The organism is Serratia sp. KG1D (assembly GCF_037150675.1).
GTDB classification, from domain to species: domain Bacteria; phylum Pseudomonadota; class Gammaproteobacteria; order Enterobacterales; family Enterobacteriaceae; genus Serratia; species Serratia nematodiphila.
Window position 1 is genome coordinate 2,293,415 of the sequence record NZ_JBAGIH010000001.1, and the last position, 26,996, is coordinate 2,320,410.

Genomic DNA, 26,996 nt, shown 5'->3' on the forward strand with positions numbered 1-26,996 from the left:
GCCAATTTAGCCGCCTGCATCACAAAATGCAGACCTAAAACCTCAATGCACCGATAATCGCACAATGTTCTGATATTCGCACTTGCTGATGCTTTTTTCATCCTCTAGGTTAATTTCAAACCCGCTGGTTGTTGGCGCAACGTCCTAACCGAGCCTTGAGGAGAACTGATGATCGATAAAAGCATGGCGTCCGCAGACGCCGCCGTCGCAGATATTCCGGATGGCGCCACCCTTATGGTCGGAGGATTCGGTCCGGCCGGGCAGCCCTACGCACTGCTGGATGCGCTGATCCGTCGCCGGCCACGCGCGCTTACGCTGATCAGCAACAATGCCGGTAACGGCGATTTTGGCCTGGCGGCTCTGCTGAAAGCCGGCTGTGTGCGCAAAGTGGTGTGTTCTTTCCCACGGCAGGCAGATTCTTGGGTGTTTGACGACCTCTACCGCCGTGGCGAGTTGGAGCTGGAGCTGGTTCCGCAAGGCAATCTGGCGGCGCGCATCCAGGCCGCCGGCGCCGGGATCGGCGGTTTTTATACCCCGACCGGCTATGGCACCCAATTGGCGGAAGGAAAGGAAACCCGCGAGATCGACGGCCGCCGATACGTTTTCGAACTGCCGCTGAAGGCCGACTTCGCGCTGATCAAGGCTGAACAAGCCGACCGTTGGGGCAACCTCCGCTATGACAAAACCGGGCGCAACTTCGGGCCGATTATGGCGATGGCCGCCAACTGCACCATCGTCGAAGTCAACCATATGGTGCCGTTGGGCGAACTGGATCCGGAAAACATCATCACGCCCGGCATCTTCGTGCAGCGTCTGGTGCCCTCTTCTCCCCGTGCAGCCCAGCTTTCGGCTTAAGGAACGCATCATGAGCAAACTGACCCATCAACAGCTGGCTGAGCGCATCGCGCGCGATATTCCCGAAGGCGCCTACGTCAATCTCGGTATCGGCATTCCAACCCAGATCGCCAACTATCTGCCGGCCGATAAAGAGATCTTCCTGCACAGCGAAAACGGCATTCTCGGCATGGGCCCGGCGCCAACGCCGGGCGAAGAGGACCCGGAATTGATCAATGCCGGCAAACAACCGGTTACGCTGCTGAAAGGCGGCTGCTTTTTCCACCACGGCGACTCTTTCGCCATGATGCGCGGCGGCCACCTGGATATTTGCGTGCTGGGCGCCTATCAGGTCTCCGAACGCGGCGATCTGGCGAACTGGAGCACTGGCGCACCGGGGGCGATTCCGGCGGTCGGCGGCGCGATGGATCTGGCGATCGGCGCACGCCAGGTGTTTGTGATGACCGAACACCTGACCAAAACGGGTGAATGCAAAATCGTTCGCCAATGCAGCTATCCGTTAACCGGCGTCGGCTGCATCGACCGCATCTACAGCGATCTGGCGGTGATGGACGTCACTCCCCAGGGACTGGTGGTGCGTGAAATATTTGCCGGCCTGACCCCGCAACAACTGCAGGACGTCACCCCGGTCGAACTGACTTTCACCCTTCAACACGGGGAACCGCGCCATGAATCCAGCTTATCTGTGTGACGCCGTCCGCACGCCCTTCGGTCGCCTCAATGGGAGCCTGGCCGGCATACGCGCCGACGACTTGGCCGCTCTGCCGTTGAAAGCGCTGCAGGCACGCCATCCGACGCTCGACTGGAGCCAGGTGGACGACGTGTTGTTCGGCTGCGCCAATCAGGCGGGGGAAGACAACCGCAATGTCGCGCGCATGGCGCTGCTGCTCGCCGGCCTGCCGGTGCAGGTGCCCGGCTGCACCATCAATCGCCTGTGCGGATCCAGCCTGGATGCGGTAGCAGCTGCGGCGCGCGCCATCAGAACCGGCGAGAGCGAGCTGATGATCGCCGGCGGCGTGGAAAGCATGTCGCGGGCGCCTTATGTGATGGGCAAGGCGGAAAGCGCCTTCAGCCGCACGATGAAGATTGAAGACACCACCATGGGCTGGCGTTTTATCAACCCACAGATGCAGGCGCTGTACGGCGTGGACACGATGCCGCAGACCGCCGAAAACGTGGCGTCGCAATTCGGTATCAGCCGTCGCGATCAGGACGCCTTCGCCCTGCGCAGCCAGCAACGCACCGCCGCCGCACAGGAAAGCGGCTTTTACAGCGACCAACTGATCGAGGTGCTTATCCCGCAGAAGAAAGGCGAGCCGCTGACCTTCAACCAGGACGAACATCCGCGCGCCACCACCTTAGCCGCACTGGAAAAACTCAGGCCGGTGGTCGCCCCGCAGGGCAGCATTACGGCCGGCAACGCATCCGGCCTGAACGACGGCGCCTGCGCGCTGCTGCTGGCCGGCGAGCGCAGCGTGGCTCGCCATGGCCTGCGGCCAATGGCACGCATCGTTGCCAGCGCCGTCACCGGCATCGAACCGGCGATCATGGGCTTTGCACCGGCGGCGGCGGTGCGCAAAGTGTTGCATATTGCCGGCCTGACCCTCGAACAGATGGACGTGATCGAACTGAACGAAGCCTTCGCCGCGCAAGCGCTGGCGGTGACCCGCGAGCTGGGACTGCGCGACGATGCGCCGCAGGTGAACCCGAACGGCGGCGCGATTGCGCTCGGCCATCCTCTGGGCGCCTCCGGTGGCCGGCTGGTGATGAACGCCGCCTGGCAACTGCGAAAAACGCGCGGGCGCTACGGGCTGTGCACCATGTGCATCGGCGTCGGCCAGGGCATTGCACTGATTATCGAACGGGTATGAGGTCAATCATGGATATTGAATATCGCCTCGACGGCCCGGCCGACGCACCGCTACTGGTGCTGTCCAACTCGCTGGGCACCACCTTCGAGATGTGGCAACCGCAGTTGGCGGCGCTGACCGAACGCTTTCGCCTATTGCGCTACAACCAGCGCGGCCACGGAGCCACCCCGTTGGCGAAAGCGCCGCTGCAACTGCAGCAGTTGGCTGAAGACGTCATCGCCCTGCTCGACCATTTGGATGCGCCGAACGCCCATTTTTGCGGCATTTCGATGGGAGGATTGACCGGGCTCTGGCTCAGTCGTTATCACCCCGAGCGCATCGGACGGCTGGTGGTCGCCAATACCGCCGCCCGCATCGGCGACGCCGAAGGCTGGCGACAACGCGCGCAGCAGGTACGGGAACACGGGTTGGCGCCGATCGCCGCCGCCTCACCCGCGCGCTGGTTCTGCGCGGCATTCGCGCAGCGCCACCCCGAGCAGGTGGCTGCGCTGGTGGCGGCCCTGGCGGCCGGTAATCCGCAGGGATACGCCGCCTGCTGCGAGGCGCTGGCGCAGGCCGACCTGCGCGCCGAGGTTGCCTTGATGACGCGGCCGATGCGGGTGATTGCCGGTGAGCAAGATCCGGTCACGACGGTGGCGGACGCCGAGTTTTTAGTCGTCAATGCGCCACTCGCCGATCTGCGGCGGTTGCCGACATCGCATATTTCCAACATCGCCTGTCCGGATCTCTTCAACCGCTGCGTTGTCGAGTTTCTTACTGAAAAGGAATGAAGCATGGAACTTCGCATTGAACGCATCGACAGCTGGCTGGTGGATATTCCCACTATTCGGCCACACAAATTGTCGATGGCCACGATGGGCTGCCAAACGCTGACACTGGTGCGCATGACCTGCGCCGACGGCCTGATCGGCTGGGGGGAAGCCACCACCATCGGCGGGCTGAGCTACGGCCCGCAAAGCCCGGAGGGGATCAAGTCGGCGATCGACGGCTACCTCGCGCCGCTGCTGAGCGGCAAAAGCTTCAGCGGTCTGGCGCCGTTGGTTGCGTTGATGAATGGCCAGGTCCAGGGCAATACCTTTGCCAAGTCGGCGCTGGAAACCGCCTTTCTCGATGCCCAGGGCAAACGCCTCGGCCTGCCGGTCAGCACCCTGCTCGGCGGCGCGCTCAGCAACACCCTGCCGGTGCTGTGGACGTTGGCCAGCGGCGATACGCAGCAAGATATCATCGAAGGGCAACGCCTGTTGGCGGAAGACCGTCATCGCGCCTTCAAGTTGAAGATCGGCGCCCGGCCGCTGGAGGAAGATCTGCGCCACACCCAGGCTATCAAGCAAGCGCTGGGGCCGGAGATCAGCATTCGCGTCGATGTTAACCAGGCCTGGGATGCCGCCACCGCCGTACGCGGAATGGCGGCGCTGCAGCAGATCGGCATCGATCTGGTCGAACAGCCGGTGCCGCAATGGGATCGCACGGCGTTAATCCGGCTCAGTCAGCGCTTCACTCTGCCGATCCTGGCCGACGAAGCGGTGGCCGACGCTCACGACGGTTATGCATTGGCTGCGGGCGGCTTTACCGGCGCCTACGCGCTGAAGATAGCCAAGGCCGGCGGCCCGGCGCAGGCGCTGAAACTGGCGCAGGTCGCACAGGTCGGCGGAGTCGGCGTCTATGGCGGCACCATGCTGGAAGGCACGCTGGGCACCGTCGCCTCGCTGCACGCCTGGTCGACGCTGAAGCTGGACTGGGGCAGCGAGATGTTCGGCCCGCTGTTGCTGAAAGACGACGTGGTCACCACGCCGCTGCGTTTCGCCAACGGTCACGTCAGTCTGCCGTCAGGCCCGGGCCTGGGGGTCGATATCGATGAAGACAAACTGCGCTTTTATCGACGCAAATAACCACGAGGGACTACGCCATGCTATTCAAAGTTGAAATGGTCGTGAAATTACCGCTCGATATGCCTAAAGCGCTCGCCGACGAAATAAAAACGCGCGAAAAAGCATATTCGCAAACCCTGCAGGCGAGCGGAAAATGGCGACATCTTTGGCGCGTAGCCGGTAGCTACGCCAATGTCAGCATTTTCGATGTGGAAAGCAATGCCGAGCTGCACGAGCTGTTATTCGCCCTGCCGCTTTACCCTTATATGAAAATTCGCGTAACGGCGTTATGCCGACACCCGTCATCGATCCGCGACGATGACAAATAAAATACCGGGATAATAACCCGCAAGGTTAGCTGTTAATTCCTGTTCTCTGTATAACCTACATTATAAGCAATGAGGAATTCGCAATGTCTATATCCTTCAATCAACGTCAAGACATTATCAAATTGCTGGAAATCAGCAGCGGTTTTACTAATGACAACGGTGATCCGCGTTTCAAAAAAATCATGCATCATCTGCTGGGCGATATTTGTCAGCTCATCGATCGCTATGATATTTCCCCTGAAGAATTCTGGCAGGCGATCAACTATCTGCACGTCTTGGGCGAACGTCAAGAGGCGGCGCTCCTGGCCGCCGGCTTGGGGCTGGAACACTACCTCGATCTGCGCGACGACGAGCGCGAGCGCCAACAAGGGCTGAGCGGCGGTACGCCACGCACCATCGAGGGGCCGCTGTATGTGGCCAATGCGCCAGTGAGCGCCGGCTTCGCGCGGATGGATGACGGCGACGACGACGGCGAGGTGATGTGGCTGCACGGCCAGGTCAAAGGCGCCGACGGCAAGCCGCTGGCGGGGGCGGTGGTTGATATTTGGCACGCCAACACGTTGGGCAACTACTCTTTCTTCGATAAATCGCAGAGCGGCTTCAACCTGCGCCGGCGGATAACCACCGACGCAGATGGCCGCTACGCGGCGCGCAGCATCGTGCCGTCGGGCTACGGCTGTCCACCCGACGGGCCCACCCAGGCTTTGCTCAATCGACTGGGGCGCCACGGCAACCGTCCGGCGCATATTCATTTCTTCGTCTCCGCACCGGCGCATAAACACCTGACGACGCAAATCAATCTCAATGGCGACCGTTATCTGTGGGATGACTTCGCTTTCGCTACCCGCGATGAGCTGATCGCCAACCCGGTGAAAATCACCGATCCGGCGCTGGCGGCAAAACGCGATCTGCCCGGCCCGCATACCGAAGTGCAGTTTGATTTTACGCTTTATGCCGCGGCGGATCGCATCGAACAGAACAGAATAAATCGCCCTCGCGCGCTGCAAGATTAATATTTTTCGCACAAAAGAATAGCGACGCTAATAACGGGCAATCGGTTATTGATTGCCCACCGCCCCGTCTATCCATTTTCTATGAGGCCATGAATATGCATTCATTATTGAATCCGACAATATCCAAGCTGAAAGAAAAAATAAATCACGCTTTAATTATTGATAAAGAAAATGGCATATATCAGTGCAATCGCGGTATTTTTACCGATGAGGCGCTGTTTGAACTCGAAATGAAAGCCATTTTCGAAGGCAATTGGATTTATCTGGCGCATGAAAGCCAAATCGCCAACTCAGGCGATTATTACACGCTCACCATTGGGCGTCAGCCGGTGATCATCACGCGCGACAAAGACATGCGGCTGCATGCCATGATCAATAGTTGCTCGCACCGTGGCGCGATGTTGGCCAGCCGCAAGGCCGGCAATAAAAGTACCTTCACCTGCCCCTTCCACGGCTGGACCTTCAATAACGCCGGCCACCTGCTGAAAGCCAAGGACGAGAAAACCGGCGCTTATCCTCCCTGTTTCAAGCAGGACGGCTCACATGATGTGAAGCAGCTGCCGCGTTTTGAGTCTTATCGCGGATTTCTGTTCGGCAGCCTGAGTGATGAGGTGCAACCGCTGGAGGACTATTTGGGCGAAACGCGGCAGATCCTCGATCTCATCATCGATCAGGCTGAGAGCGGGCTGGAAGTTCTGCGCGGCTCATCCTCCTACACCTTCGACGGCAACTGGAAACTGCAGATGGAGAATGGTGCGGACGGTTACCACGTCAGCGTGGTGCACTGGAACTATGTCTCCACCATGGCGCATCGGGATGCCGCCAGCGGCATCCAAACCATGGACGCCAACTGCTGGTCATCAAAAAACGACGGCGGCGCCTATGGCTTCAAGAATGGTCATCTGCTGTTGTGGACCCGGGTGCTGAACCCGGAGTCGCGCCCCATTTATCGGCACTTCACCCGTTTGAACGACGCGTTCGGCGCACACCGTGCCGACCTGATGGTGAACCAAACCCGCAACCTGTGCCTTTACCCCAATCTGTACATCATGGACCAGCTTTCCAGCCAGTTGCGCGTAGTGCGCCCGATTGCCGTCAATAAAACCGAAGTGACCGTATTCTGCTTTGCGCCGAAGGGCGAAAACGCCGACGAGCGAGCCTTGCGCATTCGTCAGTATGAGGATTTCTTCAACGTCAGCGGCATGGGTACGCCGGACGACCTGGAGGAATTCCGCGCCTGCCAGCTGGGGTTCAACGCCGGCAACATGCCCTGGAGCGATCTGAGCCGCGGCGCTACCCGCTGGCTGGAGGGCCAGGCTGACGACAACGCCAAAGCGCTGGGGATCGTGCCTGACATGACCGGCCCCCGCCCGGAAGATGAAGCCCTGTATCTCAGTCAGCATCATCATTGGCAAAACATTCTGCTGCGCCAGCTGGAGCGCCAGCAACGAAACGACGAGGTGGCGCAATGAGTACATGTAACCTGCAACAGCGGGTGGAACAATTTCTGTACCGCGAAGCACGCCTGCTGGATGACCGGCAGTGGGATGACTGGCTGGCCTGCTACCATCCGCAGGTCGAATATTGGATGCCGGCCTGGGCTGACGACGATCGCCAGACGACGGATCCCCACAGCGAGATTTCGCTGATTTATTACGCCAATCGCGAAGGCCTGGAAGATCGCGTTTACCGCATAAAAACCGAACGCTCAGCCGCCAGCAGCATGCCGGAGCCGCGTACGGTGCATCTTATCAGCAATGTGGAGCTGTTATCCTCCGGCGCGGAACAGGCCGAGGTGAACTACCACTGGGCCACCTTCTATCACCGCTACAACCACACGGACACTTATTTCGGCTCAACCCGTTTGTGGATAGATCTTACCGGGGATGCGCTGCAAATTAAGCGCAAAAAAATTCGTCTGGATAATGACTATATCAATCATGTTATTGATATTTATCATCTTTAATACAGGAGGTGAGGTATGTCTTTTACCGTTGCCCTTAATTTTGAAGACGGTGTCAGCCGCTTTATTCAATGCAATCCGAATGAAAGAGTACTCGACGCCGCCTACCGACAAAAGATCAACCTGCCGATGGACTGCTCGGACGGCGTATGCGGCACCTGTAAATGCCACTGTGAGCAAGGAGAGTATCAGTTGGGCGATGACTACCTGGAAGAGGCGCTGTCAGAGCAGGAAGCCGCACAGCGGCGGGTATTGACCTGTCAGATGGTGCCGCTCTCGGACTGCGTCATTGAGGTGCCGATGCCCTCGACGATGTGTAAAACCGCCAGCGAAATGTTTACCGCCACCGTCACCTCCGCCACCGCCCTGTCGGACAGCGCCATCGAGTTCTGCCTGACGCTGGATGATGAGCGGGGCATCGCGTTCCTGCCGGGACAATATGTGAATATCGACGTTCCCGGTAGCGTGGTCAGCCGCGCCTATTCGTTCAGTTCGCCGCCCGGCAGCCGGCAACTCTCTTTTCTGCTGCGTAACGTGCCCGGCGGCATAATGAGCCGTTATCTGACTGAACAGGCGAGACCCGGCGACGCGATCCGTCTGCGCGGCCCGCAGGGCAGTTTCTATTTGCGCACGCCGGTACGGCCAATGTTATTTCTGGCCGGCGGCACCGGGCTGGCGCCGTTCCTTTCCATGCTGGAACATCTGGCACTCGGCGGCAGCAAACAGCCGGTGCATCTGATCTACGGCGTCACCCATGACCACGATCTGGTCAAGCTGGAACAGCTGGAAAGCTATCGCCGGCGTCTGCCGAATTTCAGCTACCTGACCTGCGTGGCCAGCGAAGCGTCGCTGTCGCCGCACAAGGGCTACGTCACGCAGCACCTCGACGAAAATCTGCTCAACGACGGCGATCTGGACGTGTACCTGTGCGGGCCGCCGCCGATGGTGGAAGCGGTGCTTGGCGATTTCCAGCGACGCGCCTTTATCCCGAATAGCTTCCATTATGAGAAGTTCGCCCCCAGCCAGGCCGATCAGAGGAGTTGACCATGGATAAGTCACGTTTCAGCGGCCAGGTAATGGCGATAACCGGTGCCGCTCAAGGCATCGGCAAAGCGGTGGCCGAACGCGCGGCTCGGGAAGGGGCGAGTTTGGCGCTGATCGATCGCTCCCCCTATCTGGAGGAGGTCGTAGCCGTTTTACGCGAGCGCGGCACCGATATCATCGCCCTGCAGGCCGATTTGGAGCACTGGGAAGAAGCACGCGAGGCGCTGGATCAGGTGCAACAGCACTTTGGGCGCGTGGATATTATGGTGAACAATGTGGGCGGCACCATCTGGGCGCGACCATTTGCCGACTATGCGCCGCAACAGATTGAGGCGGAGATTCGGCGCTCGCTGTTCCCGACGCTATGGGGTTGCCGCGCCGCGTTGCCGCATATGCTGGCGCAGGGGAGCGGAGTGATCGTCAACGTTTCTTCGGTCGCCACGCGCGGCGTCAATCGCGTTCCCTACTCCGCAGCCAAAGGCGGCGTCAATGCCCTGACCCAGTCACTGGCCTTTGAATACGCTGGAGCCGGCATTCGCATCAACGCGACGGCGCCGGGCGGCACCGAAGCGCCGCCGCGGCTGACGCCACGCAACCGCGAATCCCCGACGCAGCAGGAGGAACGGTGGTATCGACAGGTGGTTGAGCAAACGCTCGACAGCAGTCTGATGCACCGCTACGGCAGCGTCGATGAACAAGCCGCCGCTATTCTGTTCCTCGCCAGCGCCGAAGCCAGTTACATTAACGGAACGGTGCTGCCGGTCGCCGGCGGCGATTTGGGATGAAACAGGCGCAGGGCCGCAGCGATCAGCCTTTGGTTATCCTGCGGCCCTGCGCGTCGATCACCGGCTCGCCGTCCTCTTTGCTGAAGGCGCCGCGCTGCGGATCCGGCAGAATCTCCAACACCGCCTCCGACGGACGGCACAGGCGCGTGCCAAGCGGCGTCACCACGATGGGGCGATTGATCAGGAGCGGCTGTTGCACCATGAAGTCGATAAGTTGATCGTCGCTCCAGGCGCCGTCGTCCAGCCGCAGCTCGGCGTAAGGCTCGACGTTTTTACGCAACAACGCGCGCGGCGTCATGTTCATGTCGGCCAGCAACGCAATCAACCGTTCGCGGCTGGGGGGCGTTTCCAGATACAGAATCACCTCCGGCTCAGCGCCGCTGTTGCGGATCAGCGCCAACGTATTACGCGACGTGCCGCAGGCCGGGTTGTGATAAATTTTGATGTCGCTCATGTCAGTTGCTCCGGTTATGGCAAAACGGACAGCCGCAGCACCAGCGCGGCCAGGGTGACGAACAGAATTGGCAGCGTCATCACCAGTCCCACGCGGAAATAATAGCCCCAGGTAATGACGATGTTTTTCCTTGCCAACACATGCAGCCACAGCAACGTGGCCAGGCTGCCGATCGGGGTGATTTTGGGGCCGAGATCGCTGCCGATGACGTTAGCGTAAATCATCGCCTGCCTGATGACGCCTTCCGCGCTGCTGCCGTCGATCGACAACGCCCCTACCAGCACCGTCGGCATGTTATTCATGACGGAAGAGAGAAACGCGCTCAGGAAGCCGGTGCCGAGCGTCGCCGCCCACAGCCCCTGCCGCGCCAGCGCATCCAGCACGCCGGACAGCAGATCGGTCAGGCCGGCATTGCGCAGCCCATAGACCACCAGATACATACCCAGCGAGAAAATCACGATCTGCCAGGGCGCCCCGCGCAGCACTTTGCCGGTATCGATCGCCCGCCCGCGTTTCGCTACCGCCAGCAGCACCAGCGCGCCGCAGGCGGCGACCAAACTCACCGGCACGCCGAGCGGTTCCAGGGCGAAAAAGCCGATCAGCAACAGCGCCAATACCGCCCAACCGGCTCGAAACGTCGCGCGATCGCGGATCGCTTCCCGCGGTACCGGTAAACGCGTCAACGCGTAGCCCGGCGGAATATCCTTGCGGAAGAACAAATGCAACATCACCAGCGTCGCCGCCACGGCGACGAGGTTGACCGGCACCATCACCGCCGCATACTCCGTAAAGCCCAAGTGGAAGAAATCCGCCGAAACGATATTCACCAGGTTGGACACCACCAGCGGCAGGCTGGCGGTATCGGCGATAAAGCCCGCCGCCATGACGAAAGCCAGCACCGCCGCAGGACGAAAACCGAGCGCCGACAGCATGGCGATCACGATCGGCGTGAGGATTAACGCGGCGCCGTCATTGGCGAACAGCGCCGCCACCGCCGCGCCCAACAGGAGCATATAGGTAAACAGCCAGCGGCCCTTGCCGTTGCCCCAGCGCGCGACGTGCAAGGCGGCCCAGGCAAAAAAGCCGCTTTCATCCAGCAACAGGCTGATGATGATGACGGCGATAAAGGTCGCAGTCGCATTCCATACTATCTGCCATACCACGGGGATGTCGCCGACGTGCACCACGCCGCTCAATAATGCCAATCCCGCCCCGATCGACGCACTCCAGCCAATACCCAGCCCCTTCGGTTGCCAGATGACCAAGATCAACGTCAGAATAAAGATCGCCCCTGCCACTATCATCGCTGTCCTTCCGCCCCTTTAAGTTTACATATTCGATTTTTCATATGTGTTTGCGTAAATTTTTTACCGTTACGGGCAACCTTTCGCCACGCGTTGCGCTAACTCCGTCATCTGTTCTGGCCGGCACTGATAAGCCTGCTCAATAATCGCCGCCGCCCAGGCCGGCATATGCGGCGACAGGCGATAATGTATCCATTTACCCTCGCGCCGATCGAGCAGCAGCCCGCTTTCACGCAGCATCGCCAGATGCCTTGAAATCTTGGGTTGCGGCAGCGCCAGTGCGCCCGACAGCTCGCACACGCACAGTTCACCGGCGTGGCGCAACAGCAGCACCAAGGTCAGACGCGTCTCGTCAGACAGGTTTTTAAACAGCTTCAGCGGCGTCAATGACGACATGTCACACTCCCGTTAACCTTTCTCTTCACTACAACTCGCTCGTGAAGATACCAGCCTCACATGCGAAAAAACAAATATAAAATGCAAAACGTTGCCCTCCTCACCGAGACATATACTTATCTTTATGCCGTTCTTGCAGGAAGGAGGTACCATGCCGCTCACATTCAAACGTTCGGAAAGGCTCTCCATCGGCACCGAAATAGAGTTACAGCTGGTCGATGCCGAGCACTACGACCTTACGGATCGAGCCGATCGGGTGGTCAGCGCGGTCGGCGACCGCCGGCGCGTCAAGCATGAGCTCACCAAATCGATGGTGGAGCTGAACAGCTCGGTGCACCGCGATCTCGATGAGCTGCACACCGAGCTGCGCGCCCTGACCCATACCGTCCGACGCAGCGCGCAGCGCCTGGGCTGTGACGTCTGCGGCGGTGGCCGCCACCTGAGCAACGACTGGCGCAAGCAGGTCATCAGCGACAACGCGCGCTACAGGCAGCTGGCCAGCCGTTTTGGCTATCTCTCCAAGCTGGCCTGCGTGTTCGGCCAACACATTCACCTCGGCGTCAACGACGGGGACGAAGCGATGTACCTGTGCCATGCGCTGACGCCCTACTTTCCGCAGTTGATCGCGCTCAGCGCCTCGTCGCCGCTGTATCAGGGGGTCGACACGTGCTTTGCCAGTTCCCGCTTCAGCGCCCAGAACTCCTTCCCCAACTACGGATGCCTGGAACACATCTACAGCTGGCATGAATTCAACGCCTACTACGAACGGTTGAATGCCGCAGGCGTGATTGAAAGCGTCAAGGATATTTACTGGGATGCGCGGCCAAAACCGGAGCTGGGCACGGTAGAGATCCGCATCTGCGATACGCCGCTGCGCCTCACCCACGCCGTGCTGCTGGTCGGTTACTGCCGCCTGCTGGCCGATTTTCTGTTGCAGCACCGCTCACCGATCGCGCCGGAATACGATGCCTTCACCAATTACAACAAGATCAACGCCTATCGCAGCGGCTTTGCCGCCGAATACGTCGATCCCGCGACGCTGCGCCGCAGCAGCCTGACCGCCCACATCCTGCACACTCTCGAAGCGCTGAGCGGTTTTGCCGAGCGACGGGAGGATCGTGCCCTGCTGCAGGCCGTCGAGCGCCATGTCCGCCAGGGCATCAGCGATTCGGAGCATATCCGCCAGATGTTGCACAACGGCCTGCCGCAAGCTCAGGTCATCAAACGCCTGTGCGATGAGCTGTTGCAACCGGCAAGTTAAGTTTCGGCTATCGATTCCATACGCCAAAGCGGCTGTTCATTATGTGCTCTTTCGCTACAATCGTGAGCACTGACATTCACCGTATCGAGGACACCATGTACAACTTCTCCCGCTATCAGGCAAAAGAACTGGCGCTGGCTTACATGAGCGGCAAAAAGCACGATCTGTCGCCGCAGGAGTTTTTGCAGCAGCTGAAAAGCAGCGAGCGATCGTTTGAGCATCTGCTGAAACACGGCAGCGAAATGCCGCGTGACGTGCTGGTTAAAAGCTTCTGAACAGCCGGTTGCCGGCCATTTTCCCTCTACGCCGCCGGTGGCGAGCCTGGCAGGCCCGCGCATTCCCGGCCGTTCATCCCACGTTCCTCATCCTGCCTCGTTTCGCCCTCACAGGCGAAAACCCCATAAATTCGCACCTAAAGGCGAATTATTGACATATTCGTATCCAGGTGCGAATTTATAGTCATCCCTCCGCAAATAATGGAACACGCCATGCCGACGCCAATCAGCGTAATCAGCGGCGATCTGGTCGATTCCCGCCGATCAGACACCGTCAACTACCTCAATGGGCTGCATAACCTGCTCGATCGGCTGCGGCGTGACGGGCGGCTGCATCAGGTGGAAATCTTTCGCGGCGATGCCTTCCAGGCGCAGGCCGCCCCGGAGGACGGGCTGTTGCTGGCGGTGTACATACGCCTCGCGCTGCGGGCGATGGGCGCCGCGCACTGGGATGCGCGCATCGCCGTCGGGCTGGGTAGCCAACGGCCCGACGCCGCCGGTTACGGCAGCGCCTTTATCAACTCCGGCAGCGCGCTGGACGCCATGGCAAAAAATTGCCGGCTGGCTCTGAAAACCGACAACGATCGGACAAACGCCATTGTCAGCGATCTGCTGCCGATGTTAGATCATGTGATTGGCCGCCTGTCACAGGCCGAAGCGCGCATCGTTCAGGCGAGAATGTTCGCCGACAGCGGCGCCGCCGTGGCGGACCAGCTGCAAAAAGCCGCCTCCACGGTCTCCGCCGCGCTGAAACGCGCGGCCTACGAGGAAATCATGCGGTTTATTCACGCCATTAACAGGATCGTCTGACCATGGATCTGACCTATGCGCCTTTGCTGGCCTGGCTGTTGCTCGTCCATCTGCTGGCGGATTTTCCGCTGCAGCCGCTGAGTTGGGTGGAAGATAAAATCCAACATCGCGCGCGTTCGCGTTTTCTGCTGTTGCACGCGTTGCTGCACGGGGTGCTGGCCGCCTGGGCGGTGGCCGGTTTCGGCCTGCTGCACGGCGGACTGTCTTCACTGCAGGTGCTGGCCAGCCTGCTGGCCATCGCCGTCAGCCACTACCTGATCGATTTGCTGAAAGTCACCGCGATGAACCGTCTGAGCCCGGCCCGCAGCTTTCTGCTCGATCAGGGATTGCATCTGGCGGTGATCGCCTTGCTGTGGCTGGGGCTGACGCCGAACGCCGGTGAACTGCTCGCCGCGCTGGGGCGGCAGCTGGGGCGTTGGCAAACCGGCCTGGTGCTGGTGGCCTACAGCCTGATTTATCTGCCGATGAGCCTGCTGATTGGGCAACTGCTGGCGCACTGGACGCCGCAAATGCCGCCTTCGGCCAAGGCCGACAACGACTCGTTGCTGCGCGCGGGCAAACAGATTGGCTACCTGGAAAGAACGCTGATCCTGACCTTCGTGCTGCTGGGGCAAATTCCGGCGATCGGTTTTTTACTGGCGGCCAAATCTATCTTCCGTTTCGGCGATCTGCGCCAGAGCGACGATAAGATGCGTACCGAGTATGTGCTGCTCGGCACGCTGTTTTCCTTCACGCTGACCATCATGCTCGGCCTGCTGGTCAACAAACTGCTGTAGCGGTGCGGGGGCGAAAAATTTCGCCCCCGAAGTGAACGCCGAGGCGGCTTAGAGCCACTCGCCAAAGCGGCGGATATAGAAACGCTTCATCAACTGCGCGACCACGCAGTAGCTGACCAGCGTTGCGGCCAACCACGGGAAGTATTCCCACGGCAGCGGCTGCAGGCCAACCAGGGCGCCGAGCGGTGAGAACGGAATGTAGATGCCGAGCGCCATCACCAACCCGGTGGTCAGCAACACCGGCAGCGCCGCGGTGCTCTGAATGAACGGGATCTTCTGGGTGCGCAGCATATGCACCACCAGCGTTTGCGACAGCAGCCCCTCAATGAACCAGCCGGACTGGAACAGCGCCTGGTGTTCTACGCTGTTGGCGGCGAACACGTACCACATCAGCGCATAGGTCGTAATATCGAAGATCGACGAGGTCGGCCCAATCCACAGCATAAAGCGCCCGATGTTTTTGGAATCCCACTTGCGCGGCTTGCGCAGGAACTCTTTGTCCATCTTGTCCCACGGCAGCGACAGCTGGGAAATGTCGTACATCAGATTTTGAATCAACAGGTGGATCGCCAGCATCGGCAGGAACGGGATGAAGGCGCTGGCCACCAGCACCGAAAACACGTTGCCGAAGTTGGAGCTGGCGGTCATGTTCAGGTACTTGATGATATTGCCGAAGGTCTCGCGCCCTTTGATCACCCCCTCTTCCAGCACCATCAGATTCTTTTCCAACAGGATGATGTCCGCCGACTCCTTGGCGATGTCGGTGCCGGTGTCGACCGAAATGCCGACGTCGGCATCGCGCAGCGCCGGCGCATCGTTGATGCCGTCGCCGAGGAAGCCGACGGTATGGCCGTTGCTCTGCAGCATTTTCAGCACCCGCGATTTTTGCAGCGGCGTCAGCTTGGTGAAGACCGTACGCTGTTCCACTTCGCGCGCCAACTCTTCGTCATCCATCTGTTCAATCTGCAGCCCGGAGAGCGGCTCACCCGGCTCCAGCCCGACATCGCGGCAAATCTTGCAGGTGATCACCGGGTTGTCGCCGGTCAGCACCTTCACCGTCACGCCGTTTTCCTGCAGTGCGGCGATCGCCTGCTGCGCGCTCTCCTTCGGCGGATCGAGGAAAGTCAGCAGCCCTTGCACCACCATGTCGCGCTCGTCGGCCACGCTCAGCGGTTCGGCCGGGCGCTGCGCATCCAGCTCGCGCGTCGCCAGCACCAGCACGCGGAAACCGTCTTCGTTATACTCGCGGGCCAGCGCCTGCAGCGCCGCACGGCGCGCGTCGTCCAGTTCCAGCGTTTTGTCGCCTTCGCGCACGTGGGTGGCGATCTCGAGCATCTCCTCTACCGCGCCCTTACAGATCAGCTGCTGCGTGCCATTTTCGTCCGCCACCACGATCGACAAACGGCGGCGCACGAAATCGAACGGCAGCTCATCCACCTTGCTGAAACGGCCCAGGGCTTCGATCCCCGGTTTGCCGCGCCCAAAACGGATCACCGCCTGGTCCATCAGGTTCTTCATGCCGCTCTGATGGAAGCTGTTCAGCCAGGCCAGGTGCAACACCTCGTTATCCCTGGCGCCAGTGACGTCGATGTGGTGCTCGAGAATGATGCGATCCTGGGTCAGGGTGCCGGTCTTGTCGGTGCAGAGCACGTCCATGGCGCCGAAGTTCTGAATGGCGTTCAGGCGCTTCACCACCACCTTGCGGCGTGACATGGCGATCGCCCCTTTCGCCAGGTTGGAGCTGACGATCATCGGCAGCATTTCCGGCGTCAGGCCGACCGCCACCGCCAGTGCGAACAGCGCCGCCTCGCTCCAGTCGCCTTTGGTGAAGCCGTTGATCAGCAACACCACCGGCACCATCACCAGCATGAAGCGAATCAGCAGCCAGCTGACGCTGTTCACCCCGCGATCGAACGCGGTTTGCGCCCGCGAACCGACGATCGACTTGGCCAGCGAGCCGAAGTAAGTGCGCCCACCGGTTGCCACCACCACCGCCGTGGCGGTGCCGCTGGCGACGTTGGTGCCCATCAGGCAGATATTGGACAGCTCAAGCAGCGCGTTCTCGCTGGACACTTCCCCTTCGCTCGACTTCTGCGCCACGTTGCCCATGGCATCGTATTTCTCGATCGGGATCGCTTCGCCGGTCAAAATCGCCTGGCTGATGAACAGATCGCGCGAGGCGATAAGACGCACGTCGGCCGGCACCATGTCACCGGCGGAGAGCTGAATGATATCCCCCGGCACCAGTTCGCGGATCGGCACTTCCAGCGTCAGCGGATGCGCGCTGTAGCTGCTGCGGCGCAGTACAGTAGCGGTGGTGCGCACCATCGACTTCAACGCTTCCGCCGCTTTGTTGGTGCGGTATTCCTGCCAAAACCGCAGCAGCCCGCTCAACGTGACCATGGTCAGGATGATGATGACGCCGGTGAGTTCAGTTTCTTCACCGCTCTGGAGCGGCAGCCAATAATCGGTAAAGAAACTGATCGCAGCCAGCACCATCAGCACGAAGATAAACGGGTTGTTGAAGGCCTTGATCAACTGAATCAAGGCATGCGGCGCCTTGTCGTGGGCGACCTGGTTGGCGCCGAACTGCTCCAGCCGCTCATCGGCATCGTCCTGGGTCAAGCCGTTGCGGTTGCACTTCAGGTTCGCCAGCGTTTGGGCGATGCTGTTGGTCGCCTCTTGCGCAATGGCGTAGGTCACCGCGTCTTTATCACGGCGACGCATTCTTTCATTAATCTGAGTCATAACGCTATTCTCTTATTTTCGTTCTGCGCACAGGGAGATCCCGCCCGATAAACAGGTGACTCTGCGCAGAGTGGAATTTTTTAATTAGCGTGACTGAATAGCGTGATTACCCTGTCAGCCACGCAAGAATCATTTCCCTTCCGGGGTCATCGTCCATAACGCCTCCTTAATGCTCCGCGTTATTCAAGGCACTCATGAATAAAACCGAACATATAATCAAGTTAATCAATATTTATATTATTACTCAGACCGGTAATTCGGACGCGACGCGCCAACGCACGGCACTCACGCTTTTTTCCAGACTGACGCGGCAAACAATACCCTCAATTTCTTTTTGCGCGGCCGGCGTAGCGGTAATTTCCGCGCACACTTCCAATTGCCCAGGGCTGGCAATATCGGCGCTGCGCAAGGATTGCAGCCGCAAGGCGACGCCGTTCAGCGCCTGCAGAATCAGGGTGCGCACCAGAATTTCATCCTGCTCGCCGCAGGTCACCTGAATGCGATAGCACAGTTCCAGATCGGTCGCCTGCTGGTGCGGCTGCAGGTTGATGCGCTGCGCGGCCTCGCGCAGCAGGATATTGGCGCACAGGATCACCAGCGTGGCGACCACCGCATCCCAATGCTGGCCCAGGCCGCACAGGACGCCGATCCCCGCCGAACACCACAGCGTGGCGGCGGTGTTGAGGCCGCGAATGTTCAGCCCTTCACGCATGATTACGCCGGCGCCGAGGAAGCCGATACCCGAGACGATCTGCGCGGCCACCCGGCCGGCGCTGGCCGGATCGGTGGACATAGAGCTGAGAATGAAGACCGCCGCACCGGTCGCCACCAGCGCATTGGTGCGCAGGCCGGCCATGCGTTGGCGCCACTGGCGCTCGGCGCCAATCACCGCGCCCAGGCACATCGCCAGCAATAAATTTAAAACGAAAGGAGTCATAGCCATGACTTTCCCCTTAATTAACCACAGGAGATAAAATCATGTGCTGTTTAGCACACGCGAAAACGCGCTGAAAATAAATCAGCGAATCAGCGTGTCATGCCTGGAGGGAAAAGGCTGTGGCTGCAGAATACCATAATAACGTCCAACTCAATTCGCCTGAAGCCACCTGGCATCAGGAAACGTTTTCTTATTCGGGTATGCACAGCTCAGAAATAACTGGAGAGGGGTGCTGCCCGCCGATAACGGCAAGCAACAAATCAGAAGAGAATTGGTCAGCTTGCCTTATTTATTTTATTACAACTACAACTGTCCAATTGGGTTTCTCCACCGAAATTTTGGCTGAGTATAGTGACGTCGGGTAATGAAGTAAAGGCCAATTTATTAAACGAAAAATAAACTGGAATACCGCAATGATATTCCAATGTCACAAATAGAAGATGGCGACATTGGGCGCCGACGCCGCCTTCCGACCGCTGCATCAGGCCCTGTGGGACAAAGCGCTGACCGCCAACTTCAGCGCGCAGCCATTCGCCGGCGTAGCGGCCCGCAGCCTGCGCGCCAAACTGGCCGATGGCCGCACGTTCGACGTTGCGCCTTAGCAAGGTCGCCGGCGGTGGGCTACGCTAGGCTATATTTCCGACGACCCGCAAGGAGTGGCCGATGACGCCTCTGATCCACACTCTGCTCGACGAAATTTGGCAAAGCCTGGGGCAGCGCCCCGCCCCCGCCGACCGGCTAACCGTAAGCGGCACCGGCGCATTGCCTTCGGCTTTTCCCGTAACCGAATTGGCTACCGCCGCCTGGAGCGCCGCCGGTTTGGCCTGCGCCGAGTTGCTTCGCCGCGAGGCAGCCAACGCGCCGCAGGTCTGGGTCGATCAACGCCTGGCCTCGCTCTGGTTCGGCTGGACGCTGCGTCCGCTGGGGTGGACGCTGCCTGCGGCCTGGGACGCGCTGGCCGGCGACTATGCGACGACGGATGGCTGGATACGCCTGCATACCAATGCGCCGCACCATCGGCGAGCGGTGGAGCAAGTGCTGGGTTCGGCATCGGATAAAGGCACGCTGGCGGAACGCGTGCTGGGCTGGAAAAAAAGCGAGCTGGAGGAAGCGGTGATCGAAGCCGGCGGCTGCGCGGCCCAAATGCGCTCGGCGGCCGCGTGGCGACAACATATTCAGGGCAAAAGCGTAGCGCTCGAACCGCTGATCCACGCCTCGCTGCAGCCGGAAGCGCCACCGCCGGGCTGGGCGCTTCCCGTCGCCCGGCCGCTGCACGGCGTACGGGTGCTGGATCTGACGCGCATTCTCGCCGGGCCGATCGCCACGCGTTTTCTTGCCGGTTTGGGTGCCGACGTGCTGCGCATCGATCCCTACGGTTGGGATGAGCCCGGCGTTGAACACGAAGTCATGCTGGGCAAGCGCAGCGCGCGCCTCAACCTAACCAATGCGCACGATCGCCATACGTTTGAACATCTGCTGAGAAACACCGACGTGATCGTGCACGGCTACCGTGCCGGTGCGCTGGAGAAGTTGGGTTATGGCGCGGAGGAAAGGCGCGCGCTGGCGCCGGGCCTGATAGACGTCTGCCTGAATGCCTACGGTTGGAGCGGGCCGTGGCGCACCCGGCGCGGTTTCGACAGCCTGGTACAGATGAGCTGCGGGTTGGCGGAGGCGGGCATGGTTTGGCGTAGCGCCAGTTTGCCGGTGCCGTTGCCGGTACAGGCTTTGGATCACGCCACCGGCTATTTGATGGCGACGGCGGTGCTGACCGGTATGGCGCAGCGCCTGAGCCGCGGCACCGGCTACCACGCGCGGCTGTCGCTGGCGCGTACGGCGCAGCTGCTGCTGGCGCATCCCTGTTCGGCAGATTATCGGCCGGAACCGCTGGCGCCGGCCGGCCCCGCCGACGAGAACCCGGAAACGGAATTGACTTACTGGGGGGCCGCGCAACGCCTGCGCGCCCCGTTAAGCCTACAGGGTACGACGCTGCAATGGGCGCTGCCGGCGACCACGCTCGGCACCGCGCAGCCGGTGTGGCTGCGCCGTTAAACCGCCGCCAACTGTTGCTGCAACCACTGCAGCAAGCGGGTGACCGCCGGCGTCAGCCCAGCGGTCTGCGGCCACACCAGATAAACGTCGTCATCGCTCAGGCGACAGGGCGCGGCCAACGCCACCAGTCTCCCGGCGTCGAGAGCATCCTGCACCAGCAGCTTTTTCGCCAGCGCGATGCCGAACCCCTGCTCCGCCGCGCGAATCAACAATCCGGCATCGTTGAACAACGCCTGTTGCCGCCCGCACAACGAGCGCCCTTGTGCATTGAACCAATCGCGCCAGGGACTGACGTCGTGTTCCAGCAAGGGAACTTCGCCACCGTTCTCGAACGCCGCCCCCCATTCTCGCGCCATATCCGGCGAAGCGACAGGCAGCACGTCACCCGACGCGATGCGCTGCGCCTGCAGCCCCGCCCATTGACCGCTGCCGATGCGGATCGCCGCATCGAACCCTCGCTGCGACAGATCCTGCAGCGTCAGCGACGCATCGATATCCAGTGCAATATCGGCGCAGGCTTCATGGAATGCCGGCAGACGCGGCAACAGCCAATAGTGGGCAAAAGACGGCAACACGCTGATGCGCAGCGTCTGGCTTGTCGCCGCACGCCGGGCGCGGGCGATACCCTGCTGCAGAGCCTGCAGCGCCGGTTCCACCGCCGCCAGCAACTCTCGACCGGCGGCATTCAGGCGCACGCCGCGCCCGCACCGTTCAAACAGCGGATAGCCGACCGCCTGCTCCAGCAGCTGAATTTGCTGGCTGACCGCACCGTGCGTCAAATGCACCTGCTGCGCCGTGGCGCGCAAATTTTCCAACCTGGCGGCGATCGCAAAGGTCGGCAAGACATGCAGGGGAATGCGTTCATTCATCATTGGTTAACCAGGCTATCCAAAAAGGTTATTTTTCATCGATTTTGACCGGCAGGCAAATGTTCTATGTTTACCCCATCATCCCTGACGCTTTCGGAGCCACCATGCACCCACGTTTACAACAGGATCTCGCGCAGTTTCCGCAGATCCTCGACCACACCCGCCAGTTGGCGGAAGATTTTCTGACCGGGCTGCAGCAACGCTCGGTCTGCCCGCCGCTCGAGCATCAGCAGCTGCAACCGGGCGACGATCGACTAGATGAAAACGGCGAAGGCGCCCTGGCGGCGCTGGAGCGCTTTTGGCAACGTTATCAGGCCGGCATTTCCGCCAGCGCCGGCCCGCGTTATTTCGGCTTCGTCACCGGCGGCGGCACCCCGGCGGCGGTCGCAGCGGACTGGCTGGTTAGCGTGACAGACCAAAATAGCCTACTCAGCCATGATACCATCGCAGCCACGATCGAGCTGGCGGCCGTGACACAGTTGAAATCCCTGTTGGGCCTGCCGGAAACGTTCAGCGGCAGCCTGGTCAGCGGCGCGACCATGGCCAATTTCACCGGGCTGGCCATTGGCCGGCAGTGGCTGGGACAACAGCACGGCGTAGATATCGCCCAACAAGGCCTGGCGGCGCTGGGTTCCATCCGGGTATTGTCGGCCAATCCACATTCCAGCAGCGTGAAGGCGCTCAGCATGCTCGGTATCGGCCGCGAGGCGCTGACGACCATCGCCAGCCTGCCGGACTCGGAAGCCATGGATATGGAAGCACTGGAACGGCAGCTCGCCGCCGGCGCCGGCCAGCCAACGTTGGTGCTGGCCAGCGCGGGTACGGTCAACACCGTCGCGTTCGACGACCTGCCGCGTCTGCTGACGCTGCGGGAACGTTATCCATTTTGGCTGCATGTCGATGCGGCATTTGGCGGCGTGGCGGCCTGCTCGCCGCTATACGCTCCAAGGCTTGAGGGCTGGCAGCATGCCGATTCCATCACTGTCGACGCACACAAATGGCTGAACGTGCCTTATGACAGCGCGATCCAATTTACCCGCCATTTGGATCTGCAAATGCAGGTATTTCAGAACCATTCGGCCTACCTGGAAGCACCGACATTGCGGCCAGACAACTATCTGCATCTGACGCCGGAGAATTCGCGCCGCTTCCGCGCCCTGCCGCTCTGGCTGACGCTGAAAGCCTATGGCCGCAGCGGCATACGGGATATCGTCGAGCGCAACGTCCGATTGGCGCAGGCGCTGGGGGCGGCGCTGGCAGCCGATGACGGTTTCCAGCTGCTGGCGCCGGTGAATTTGAACGTGGTCTGCTTCGCACTCAGCCATCCACAGGGCGACAGCGAGGCGGCGCGCGATCGCTTTCTCGAGCGCCTGAGCCGACACGGCGTGGTGTGCTGCACCCCTACGCGTTATAACGGTCAGCCGGGGATCCGAGCCGCACTGGTCAACTGGATGACGGAGGAACAGGACATCCGGCTGGCGTTGGACTCGCTGCGCCATTGCCTGGCGGAAACGGCCTAACGCGCGCGGCGTATTACCCGAGTTGGAAGGCCTGCAAACGCCGTTCTTGCCGCCCGTCATCGCCGATATTATCCGGCGACAGCCAGGCGGCAAACGCCGCGCGCCGCGCCGGCCATTCCCCGTCGACGATCGACAGCCAGTCGGTGTCGCGCGTGCGTCCTTTGACGACGACGGCCTGGCGGAAGGTGCCTTCATAGCGAAAACCCAAGCGCTCGGCGGCCTGGCGTGAAGGAAGATTGAGGCTATCGCATTTCCATTCGCATCGCCGGTAGCCAAGATCGTCGAACAGATGCCGCAGCATCAGGAAAATCGCCTCGCTGCCCAGCGCGCTGCGCTTCATCAGCGGCGACCAGTTGATGGTGCCCAGTTCGGCCACGCCGTTGGCAGGATCGATGCGCAAAAAAGCGCAGCTTCCCACCGCACGCCCGTTTGACTGATCGATCACTACCATCGTGTTTCTGTCAGCGCTGGACGCCTGAGCCTGAAGATAACGCTGGAAATCTGCGCGCGACTGCGGCCGTTCCCAGAACAGATAAGTCCAGTCGCGATCGTCCTCGGCGGATTGATAAGCCTGATAAAGCGCCTCCCCCCAGCGCTCGAGGTTAAGCGGTTCGAGGCGGCAAAACCGCCCTTGCAGTGGCGAGTGCCCGGGCATGCCTGCCGGCTGCCAATGAGGGAGGGCTACGCCTATCGGCTGCCCATACTGATTCCGTCTCACCGCGACATCCTGTTTTTGAAAGGTGGAGAGGCAAGTTAAAACCAACGCGGGCCAGAGACAACTCCGACCTGCCATTCCTCCCCTGCGGATCGGGCAGCAGGATGATAGTTTAGAGAAATCACTCAATCACCGTTAAACATTCACGAAAATTATTTCATGTAAAATAAATATCCAGATAACTCATTGTAAAACGGTGATTTATAGCAACAAATAAGCTACACATTCCGGCCATAATGTTAACTTTCGTTTGCCGTTATGATAAAAAAAGAAGTGCTAATCATTAGCATGGAAAGCAGAAAACCAACACAACTCAATGATTTTTAAACAAAAAAATAAAATAACCTCAGGAAGGGTATTTTTTAATCACTCAAAAAATGCGCTGAAAGACTTCAAAAAAACGACACATGAATTTTTTTTAAGACTTTTCCTAGCAAACTAAAATTTTGTTTCGTGACATGATGAACAGATTCGCGGCAAGCAATGCAGACAGGCACGGGCGCCAAGCGCAGATCAGGCTCAACATGCCAAAGCTGGACGAGCAGCAGATCGCTCTGACTTAAGCCAAACTTATAGATTCATGCAATTAATAAGTTTAGTATGAAAATATCATTGAGTGACGCCGTGTTTATTGATAGAACACTCGCTACACTGAATTATTGCTCCATTTTGCCTTTCGGCTTTTTAGGCTTTTTTTCATATTACCGCAGTAAAACGGATTTAAGTGGGGGTGCGATATGCCAACGATTATCATGGATTCATGCAGCTATACCAGATTGGGGTTAACCGACTATCTGACTTCGCATGGCGTGAAGAAGCGCCATATTAATGCCATCGAGGACATTGACAGCCTGCATGAAAAATGCAGCAAGTTGAATCCGAGCCTGGTGTTTATTAACGAGGACTGCTTCATCCACGAAGCAAACGCCACCGAGCGAATAAAACGGGTGATTTCACTGCACCCGGATACGTTATTCTTCATCTTCATGGCCATTACCAACGTACATTTCGACGATTATTTATATGTTCGCAAGAACGTCATCATATCGTCAAAATCCATCAAGCCAGAGACTATGAATCAGCTACTTAGCCACTATCTCGAGAGAACGTCCCTCCGTACGGAGAAATCCTCTCTGGATCAAACGCCGGTAACGCTGAGCCAGACTGAATCAAACATGTTACGCATGTGGATGTCCGGTCAAGGCACCATCCAGATATCAGACCAGATGCAAATAAAGGCCAAAACGGTCTCTTCCCACAAGGGAAACATCAAGCGGAAAATAAAAACGCACAACAAGCAGATCATTTATCACGTTGTTCGTCTGACCGATACATTGACCAGTGGAATATTCGTCAATAGCCGCTGAACCACAGAGAACGCCCCCGCTCTGTTTTACCAGCCGTTAAATACCCGGTGATAATGTCATCTGGATAGCAGCCGCTGGAACCACAAAAAAATACCTGTTGCGTTATCCCCCGCTAGCGCAACGGGTATTTTTTTGCCGTCGATAAAAAAAATCTTACCGCAATGAAATAATCTCAAAATGGACAATTTCATTAGCAAATTAATGAGATTAGCCCAAGTTACTGCCCGTGCTCGCGACAGGGCTCCACAAACGTGCCGTCACGGCTGTCGATCTCATTAAAAAACCATACGCCCGCCGGGTAGTCGTCAAGAGAAACCAGGTACATGGTGCCTTCGTTGAACACCTCTACGGCCAGAATGACGCCTTCACGCCGCGGGCCGCCGTCTGTTTTTACCGTCACTCGATCGTTAACTTGCATACCCTTCTCCCTTATTTGCGATTGCCGTCAGTGTATTACAAAACCGGAGGCGATGGACACCGCTCCAGCCCTGCCGGCCTCTGCTATCAGCGTAGCAGCCGCCTGGATTTTCACTTTCTTAACGGTTTGGCCGCAGAATCTTAAGCCGGCCTCGCGTAGTCTGTCTTCAGGCGTTTCCCCCCCAGAGAAGCGCTCGCAAATGAAGAAGTAACAAGGAACTTTTGCCCGCAGACTTGCGGGCTTTTTTTGCGCGCTGCCAAATTGCAGGCATAAAAAAACCCGCCGCAGCGGGTTTTTTTTCAATCAGCGCCAGGCGCCAATTAGATAGCGGTAACGTTAGCCGCAGATGGACCTTTCGCACCGTTCTCGATAGAGAACTGTACGTTCTGGCCTTCAGCCAGGGTCTTGAAGCCTTGATCCTGGATAGCAGAGAAGTGTACGAATACGTCTTTGCTGCCGTCTGCTGGGGTGATGAAACCAAAACCTTTAGCTTCGTTGAACCACTTCACTTGACCTTTGATCATGTTAGACATGTCTAATTTCCTTCAATAATAAATGTAAGCCGCCATGGGCGAGGTAGCCGGTCATCAGTTACTTATGGAGGCACTGGAAAGGAAATTCGTCAGAGAAGGGCTATCCGGGATAACGCTTTAAATTTGAACTACTTTACTCAAAATGTCGTGCATAAATAGGTCTGTACCACAGGCCGACATCATTAACTCATGAGCGAGCGGCAATAGCAACCTTTTTCGCCGCGATGGGACGCTAATCTCGGCTAAACGCACAGGATTTGACCCTGTCTGCCGATAGGGCCGCCGCCTGGCTCGCCCGTAACGCCCAAGGCAAATGATAGTAATTCTCGTTCTGCTGTTTTATAGTTGCCTGACGAAATCATTCAGGGAGATTCACCATGCCGAGATGGCTTACATTATCGGCTGTCAGTGCCGCCGCTCTGCTGGCCTTTGCCGCTTACAGCGCTCCGCAGAGTGCACTGGAGCTCAATTATCAAGCCCCCGACCCCAGCATGGTTCCCGCGCCTAAGCCGCCTGCCCCCTCAGGGCCGGCACCCAAAACGGGAAAACCGCCGATTGCCTGGACAGAGGCGAGAGATAAAAGCGGTTTTCGCGTCGATATTGAGTGCGATCATCCTGGCTGCAGCAAACCGCGCGCCAAACCTTATCCCGCGTATGAAGGCCCGGTGAAGAAAACCGATCGCCGCCGCCAGTCTGATCCCTATTCCACCAATAAGGATCCCGATTACAACATTCAGTTGGGGTATGAGTGGTAGTGGCGCTTTCGGAGTAATACCTATATCAGCCTCCTTTGCCGCTGCATAGAATATGCCTCAGTTCACCACTCCTCCTGGTGT

Annotated in this window: 29 protein-coding genes; 20 read left to right on the plus strand and 9 right to left on the minus strand. The window is 59.2% G+C overall.

Going from position 1 to position 26,996, the window contains the following annotated elements; genetic code table 11:
- Positions 1 to 168 precede the first annotated feature (168 nt).
- From WFM45_RS11170 to benD, 11 genes are all read left to right on the plus strand, one after another.
- Positions 169 to 855: a 3-oxoacid CoA-transferase subunit A gene (locus WFM45_RS11170; RefSeq protein WP_021505764.1), complete on the plus strand. Its 687-nt coding sequence runs from the start codon at positions 169 to 171 to the stop codon at positions 853 to 855.
- 10 nt (positions 856 to 865) lie between these two features.
- A complete protein-coding gene (locus tag WFM45_RS11175) occupies positions 866 to 1,546 on the plus strand; it encodes a 3-oxoacid CoA-transferase subunit B (RefSeq protein ID WP_033632707.1) in 681 nt (226 codons plus the stop codon).
- Positions 1,524 to 2,726, plus strand: a complete 1,203-nt coding sequence (pcaF, locus tag WFM45_RS11180; protein ID WP_015378317.1) for a 3-oxoadipyl-CoA thiolase — start codon at positions 1,524 to 1,526, stop codon at positions 2,724 to 2,726. The genes WFM45_RS11175 and pcaF overlap by 23 nt, the downstream gene beginning before the upstream one ends.
- A gap of 8 nt (positions 2,727 to 2,734) precedes the next feature.
- Positions 2,735 to 3,496 carry a 3-oxoadipate enol-lactonase gene (gene pcaD / locus WFM45_RS11185; protein WP_336955577.1) on the plus strand — a complete coding sequence of 254 codons (762 nt, stop codon included), beginning with the start codon at positions 2,735 to 2,737 and terminating at the stop codon, positions 3,494 to 3,496.
- 3 nt (positions 3,497 to 3,499) lie between these two features.
- Positions 3,500 to 4,615 (plus strand): muconate cycloisomerase family protein, encoded by a 1,116-nt coding sequence (locus tag WFM45_RS11190; RefSeq protein ID WP_336955579.1) that lies wholly within the window; start codon positions 3,500 to 3,502, stop codon positions 4,613 to 4,615.
- Between the two features lie 17 nt (positions 4,616 to 4,632).
- Positions 4,633 to 4,923, plus strand: a complete 291-nt coding sequence (gene catC / locus WFM45_RS11195) for a muconolactone Delta-isomerase (RefSeq protein ID WP_015378320.1) — start codon at positions 4,633 to 4,635, stop codon at positions 4,921 to 4,923.
- Between the two features lie 83 nt (positions 4,924 to 5,006).
- Complete coding sequence (catA, locus tag WFM45_RS11200) at positions 5,007 to 5,936, plus strand: catechol 1,2-dioxygenase (RefSeq protein ID WP_021505768.1); 930 nt, start codon at positions 5,007 to 5,009, stop codon at positions 5,934 to 5,936.
- Positions 5,937 to 6,043: 107 nt separating this feature from the next.
- A complete protein-coding gene (locus WFM45_RS11205; protein ID WP_261438165.1) occupies positions 6,044 to 7,408 on the plus strand; it encodes a Rieske 2Fe-2S domain-containing protein in 1,365 nt (454 codons plus the stop codon).
- Positions 7,405 to 7,902, plus strand: coding sequence for a benzoate 1,2-dioxygenase small subunit (benB, locus tag WFM45_RS11210; protein WP_033632703.1), 498 nt, complete (start codon positions 7,405 to 7,407; stop codon positions 7,900 to 7,902). The genes WFM45_RS11205 and benB overlap by 4 nt, the downstream gene beginning before the upstream one ends.
- A gap of 15 nt (positions 7,903 to 7,917) precedes the next feature.
- On the plus strand, positions 7,918 to 8,943 hold the full coding sequence (gene benC, locus WFM45_RS11215; RefSeq protein WP_336955583.1) for a benzoate 1,2-dioxygenase electron transfer component BenC: 1,026 nt from the start codon (positions 7,918 to 7,920) through the stop codon (positions 8,941 to 8,943).
- Positions 8,944 to 8,945: 2 nt separating this feature from the next.
- A complete protein-coding gene (gene benD / locus WFM45_RS11220) occupies positions 8,946 to 9,728 on the plus strand; it encodes a benzoate diol dehydrogenase BenD (RefSeq protein WP_060559844.1) in 783 nt (260 codons plus the stop codon).
- Positions 9,729 to 9,750: 22 nt separating this feature from the next.
- Here the strand turns inward: benD and arsC are convergent, their stop codons facing one another.
- The 3 genes from arsC to WFM45_RS11235 form a co-directional block, all read right to left on the minus strand.
- Entirely contained in the window at positions 9,751 to 10,182 is a 432-nt protein-coding gene (gene arsC / locus WFM45_RS11225; RefSeq protein WP_033632701.1) for a glutaredoxin-dependent arsenate reductase, read from the minus strand.
- A gap of 14 nt (positions 10,183 to 10,196) precedes the next feature.
- Positions 10,197 to 11,486, minus strand: a complete 1,290-nt coding sequence (locus tag WFM45_RS11230; RefSeq protein ID WP_004935077.1) for an arsenic transporter — start codon at positions 11,484 to 11,486, stop codon at positions 10,197 to 10,199.
- A gap of 69 nt (positions 11,487 to 11,555) precedes the next feature.
- Complete coding sequence (locus tag WFM45_RS11235; protein ID WP_033632700.1) at positions 11,556 to 11,882, minus strand: metalloregulator ArsR/SmtB family transcription factor; 327 nt, start codon at positions 11,880 to 11,882, stop codon at positions 11,556 to 11,558.
- Between the two features lie 151 nt (positions 11,883 to 12,033).
- Between WFM45_RS11235 and WFM45_RS11240 the strand changes: the two genes are divergently transcribed.
- From WFM45_RS11240 to WFM45_RS11255, 4 genes are all read left to right on the plus strand, one after another.
- Positions 12,034 to 13,143 (plus strand): YbdK family carboxylate-amine ligase, encoded by a 1,110-nt coding sequence (locus tag WFM45_RS11240; protein ID WP_004935083.1) that lies wholly within the window; start codon positions 12,034 to 12,036, stop codon positions 13,141 to 13,143.
- 95 nt (positions 13,144 to 13,238) lie between these two features.
- Positions 13,239 to 13,418, plus strand: a complete 180-nt coding sequence (locus tag WFM45_RS11245) for a hypothetical protein (RefSeq protein ID WP_004935085.1) — start codon at positions 13,239 to 13,241, stop codon at positions 13,416 to 13,418.
- A gap of 213 nt (positions 13,419 to 13,631) precedes the next feature.
- Complete coding sequence (locus WFM45_RS11250) at positions 13,632 to 14,228, plus strand: hypothetical protein (RefSeq protein ID WP_015378329.1); 597 nt, start codon at positions 13,632 to 13,634, stop codon at positions 14,226 to 14,228.
- Positions 14,229 to 14,230: 2 nt separating this feature from the next.
- On the plus strand, positions 14,231 to 15,004 hold the full coding sequence (locus WFM45_RS11255) for a DUF3307 domain-containing protein (RefSeq protein ID WP_004935091.1): 774 nt from the start codon (positions 14,231 to 14,233) through the stop codon (positions 15,002 to 15,004).
- 48 nt (positions 15,005 to 15,052) lie between these two features.
- Here the strand turns inward: WFM45_RS11255 and mgtA are convergent, their stop codons facing one another.
- Together mgtA and WFM45_RS11265 are read right to left on the minus strand one after the other, a co-directional pair.
- Complete coding sequence (gene mgtA, locus WFM45_RS11260; protein ID WP_033632698.1) at positions 15,053 to 17,752, minus strand: magnesium-translocating P-type ATPase; 2,700 nt, start codon at positions 17,750 to 17,752, stop codon at positions 15,053 to 15,055.
- A 244-nt stretch (positions 17,753 to 17,996) separates the two neighbouring features.
- Positions 17,997 to 18,695, minus strand: coding sequence for an MgtC family protein (locus WFM45_RS11265; RefSeq protein WP_004935097.1), 699 nt, complete (start codon positions 18,693 to 18,695; stop codon positions 17,997 to 17,999).
- 434 nt (positions 18,696 to 19,129) lie between these two features.
- Here WFM45_RS11265 and WFM45_RS11270 point away from each other — a divergent pair, with 434 nt between their 5' ends.
- Both WFM45_RS11270 and WFM45_RS11275 read left to right on the plus strand, forming a co-directional pair.
- Positions 19,130 to 19,291, plus strand: a complete 162-nt coding sequence (locus tag WFM45_RS11270; RefSeq protein WP_162837997.1) for a hypothetical protein — start codon at positions 19,130 to 19,132, stop codon at positions 19,289 to 19,291.
- Between the two features lie 61 nt (positions 19,292 to 19,352).
- Positions 19,353 to 20,738, plus strand: coding sequence for a CoA transferase (locus tag WFM45_RS11275; RefSeq protein WP_048324071.1), 1,386 nt, complete (start codon positions 19,353 to 19,355; stop codon positions 20,736 to 20,738).
- On the opposite strand, the gene WFM45_RS11280 is transcribed toward WFM45_RS11275, so the two are convergent.
- On the minus strand, positions 20,735 to 21,610 hold the full coding sequence (locus WFM45_RS11280; RefSeq protein ID WP_048324074.1) for a LysR substrate-binding domain-containing protein: 876 nt from the start codon (positions 21,608 to 21,610) through the stop codon (positions 20,735 to 20,737). The two genes, WFM45_RS11275 and WFM45_RS11280, sit on opposite strands and share 4 nt — an antisense overlap.
- 101 nt (positions 21,611 to 21,711) lie before the next feature.
- Between WFM45_RS11280 and WFM45_RS11285 the strand changes: the two genes are divergently transcribed.
- On the plus strand, positions 21,712 to 23,127 hold the full coding sequence (locus WFM45_RS11285) for a pyridoxal phosphate-dependent decarboxylase family protein (RefSeq protein WP_033633632.1): 1,416 nt from the start codon (positions 21,712 to 21,714) through the stop codon (positions 23,125 to 23,127).
- Positions 23,128 to 23,140: 13 nt separating this feature from the next.
- Here the strand turns inward: WFM45_RS11285 and WFM45_RS11290 are convergent, their stop codons facing one another.
- Complete coding sequence (locus WFM45_RS11290) at positions 23,141 to 23,782, minus strand: GNAT family N-acetyltransferase (protein ID WP_079007628.1); 642 nt, start codon at positions 23,780 to 23,782, stop codon at positions 23,141 to 23,143.
- Between the two features lie 797 nt (positions 23,783 to 24,579).
- Here WFM45_RS11290 and rcsA point away from each other — a divergent pair.
- Positions 24,580 to 25,209, plus strand: a complete 630-nt coding sequence (rcsA, locus tag WFM45_RS11295; protein ID WP_004935115.1) for a transcriptional regulator RcsA — start codon at positions 24,580 to 24,582, stop codon at positions 25,207 to 25,209.
- Positions 25,210 to 25,426: 217 nt separating this feature from the next.
- Here rcsA and dsrB read toward each other — a convergent pair whose 3' ends face one another.
- A complete protein-coding gene (gene dsrB / locus WFM45_RS11300) occupies positions 25,427 to 25,627 on the minus strand; it encodes a protein DsrB (protein ID WP_004935117.1) in 201 nt (66 codons plus the stop codon).
- Between the two features lie 320 nt (positions 25,628 to 25,947).
- A complete protein-coding gene (gene cspE, locus WFM45_RS11305; RefSeq protein WP_004935122.1) occupies positions 25,948 to 26,160 on the minus strand; it encodes a transcription antiterminator/RNA stability regulator CspE in 213 nt (70 codons plus the stop codon).
- 377 nt (positions 26,161 to 26,537) lie between these two features.
- Between cspE and WFM45_RS11310 the strand changes: the two genes are divergently transcribed.
- A complete protein-coding gene (locus WFM45_RS11310; RefSeq protein ID WP_336955600.1) occupies positions 26,538 to 26,915 on the plus strand; it encodes a hypothetical protein in 378 nt (125 codons plus the stop codon).
- Positions 26,916 to 26,996 lie beyond the last annotated feature (81 nt).

Bases quoted from the DNA above. Each gene is read 5' to 3' on its own strand.
- catA (WP_021505768.1), top strand. From the start codon at position 5,007: ATGTCTATATCCTTCAATCAACGTCAAGACATTATCAAATTGCTGGAA.
- pcaF (WP_015378317.1), top strand. From the start codon at position 1,524: ATGAATCCAGCTTATCTGTGTGACGCCGTCCGCACGCCCTTCGGTCGC.
- WFM45_RS11280 (WP_048324074.1), bottom strand. From the start codon at position 21,610: ATGATGAATGAACGCATTCCCCTGCATGTCTTGCCGACCTTTGCGATC.
- pcaD (WP_336955577.1), top strand. From the start codon at position 2,735: ATGGATATTGAATATCGCCTCGACGGCCCGGCCGACGCACCGCTACTG.
- WFM45_RS11235 (WP_033632700.1), bottom strand. From the start codon at position 11,882: ATGTCGTCATTGACGCCGCTGAAGCTGTTTAAAAACCTGTCTGACGAG.
- benB (WP_033632703.1), top strand. From the start codon at position 7,405: ATGAGTACATGTAACCTGCAACAGCGGGTGGAACAATTTCTGTACCGC.
- WFM45_RS11240 (WP_004935083.1), top strand. From the start codon at position 12,034: ATGCCGCTCACATTCAAACGTTCGGAAAGGCTCTCCATCGGCACCGAA.
- benD (WP_060559844.1), top strand. From the start codon at position 8,946: ATGGATAAGTCACGTTTCAGCGGCCAGGTAATGGCGATAACCGGTGCC.
- WFM45_RS11230 (WP_004935077.1), bottom strand. From the start codon at position 11,486: ATGATAGTGGCAGGGGCGATCTTTATTCTGACGTTGATCTTGGTCATC.
- catC (WP_015378320.1), top strand. From the start codon at position 4,633: ATGCTATTCAAAGTTGAAATGGTCGTGAAATTACCGCTCGATATGCCT.
- WFM45_RS11265 (WP_004935097.1), bottom strand. From the start codon at position 18,695: ATGGCTATGACTCCTTTCGTTTTAAATTTATTGCTGGCGATGTGCCTG.
- WFM45_RS11310 (WP_336955600.1), top strand. From the start codon at position 26,538: ATGCCGAGATGGCTTACATTATCGGCTGTCAGTGCCGCCGCTCTGCTG.
- WFM45_RS11255 (WP_004935091.1), top strand. From the start codon at position 14,231: ATGGATCTGACCTATGCGCCTTTGCTGGCCTGGCTGTTGCTCGTCCAT.
- benC (WP_336955583.1), top strand. From the start codon at position 7,918: ATGTCTTTTACCGTTGCCCTTAATTTTGAAGACGGTGTCAGCCGCTTT.
- WFM45_RS11175 (WP_033632707.1), top strand. From the start codon at position 866: ATGAGCAAACTGACCCATCAACAGCTGGCTGAGCGCATCGCGCGCGAT.
- WFM45_RS11190 (WP_336955579.1), top strand. From the start codon at position 3,500: ATGGAACTTCGCATTGAACGCATCGACAGCTGGCTGGTGGATATTCCC.
- WFM45_RS11290 (WP_079007628.1), bottom strand. From the start codon at position 23,782: ATGCCCGGGCACTCGCCACTGCAAGGGCGGTTTTGCCGCCTCGAACCG.
- WFM45_RS11170 (WP_021505764.1), top strand. From the start codon at position 169: ATGATCGATAAAAGCATGGCGTCCGCAGACGCCGCCGTCGCAGATATT.
- WFM45_RS11250 (WP_015378329.1), top strand. From the start codon at position 13,632: ATGCCGACGCCAATCAGCGTAATCAGCGGCGATCTGGTCGATTCCCGC.
- WFM45_RS11285 (WP_033633632.1), top strand. From the start codon at position 21,712: ATGCACCCACGTTTACAACAGGATCTCGCGCAGTTTCCGCAGATCCTC.
- rcsA (WP_004935115.1), top strand. From the start codon at position 24,580: ATGCCAACGATTATCATGGATTCATGCAGCTATACCAGATTGGGGTTA.
- WFM45_RS11270 (WP_162837997.1), top strand. From the start codon at position 19,130: ATGGCGACATTGGGCGCCGACGCCGCCTTCCGACCGCTGCATCAGGCC.
- WFM45_RS11245 (WP_004935085.1), top strand. From the start codon at position 13,239: ATGTACAACTTCTCCCGCTATCAGGCAAAAGAACTGGCGCTGGCTTAC.
- arsC (WP_033632701.1), bottom strand. From the start codon at position 10,182: ATGAGCGACATCAAAATTTATCACAACCCGGCCTGCGGCACGTCGCGT.
- cspE (WP_004935122.1), bottom strand. From the start codon at position 26,160: ATGTCTAACATGATCAAAGGTCAAGTGAAGTGGTTCAACGAAGCTAAA.
- mgtA (WP_033632698.1), bottom strand. From the start codon at position 17,752: ATGACTCAGATTAATGAAAGAATGCGTCGCCGTGATAAAGACGCGGTG.
- dsrB (WP_004935117.1), bottom strand. From the start codon at position 25,627: ATGCAAGTTAACGATCGAGTGACGGTAAAAACAGACGGCGGCCCGCGG.
- WFM45_RS11275 (WP_048324071.1), top strand. From the start codon at position 19,353: ATGACGCCTCTGATCCACACTCTGCTCGACGAAATTTGGCAAAGCCTG.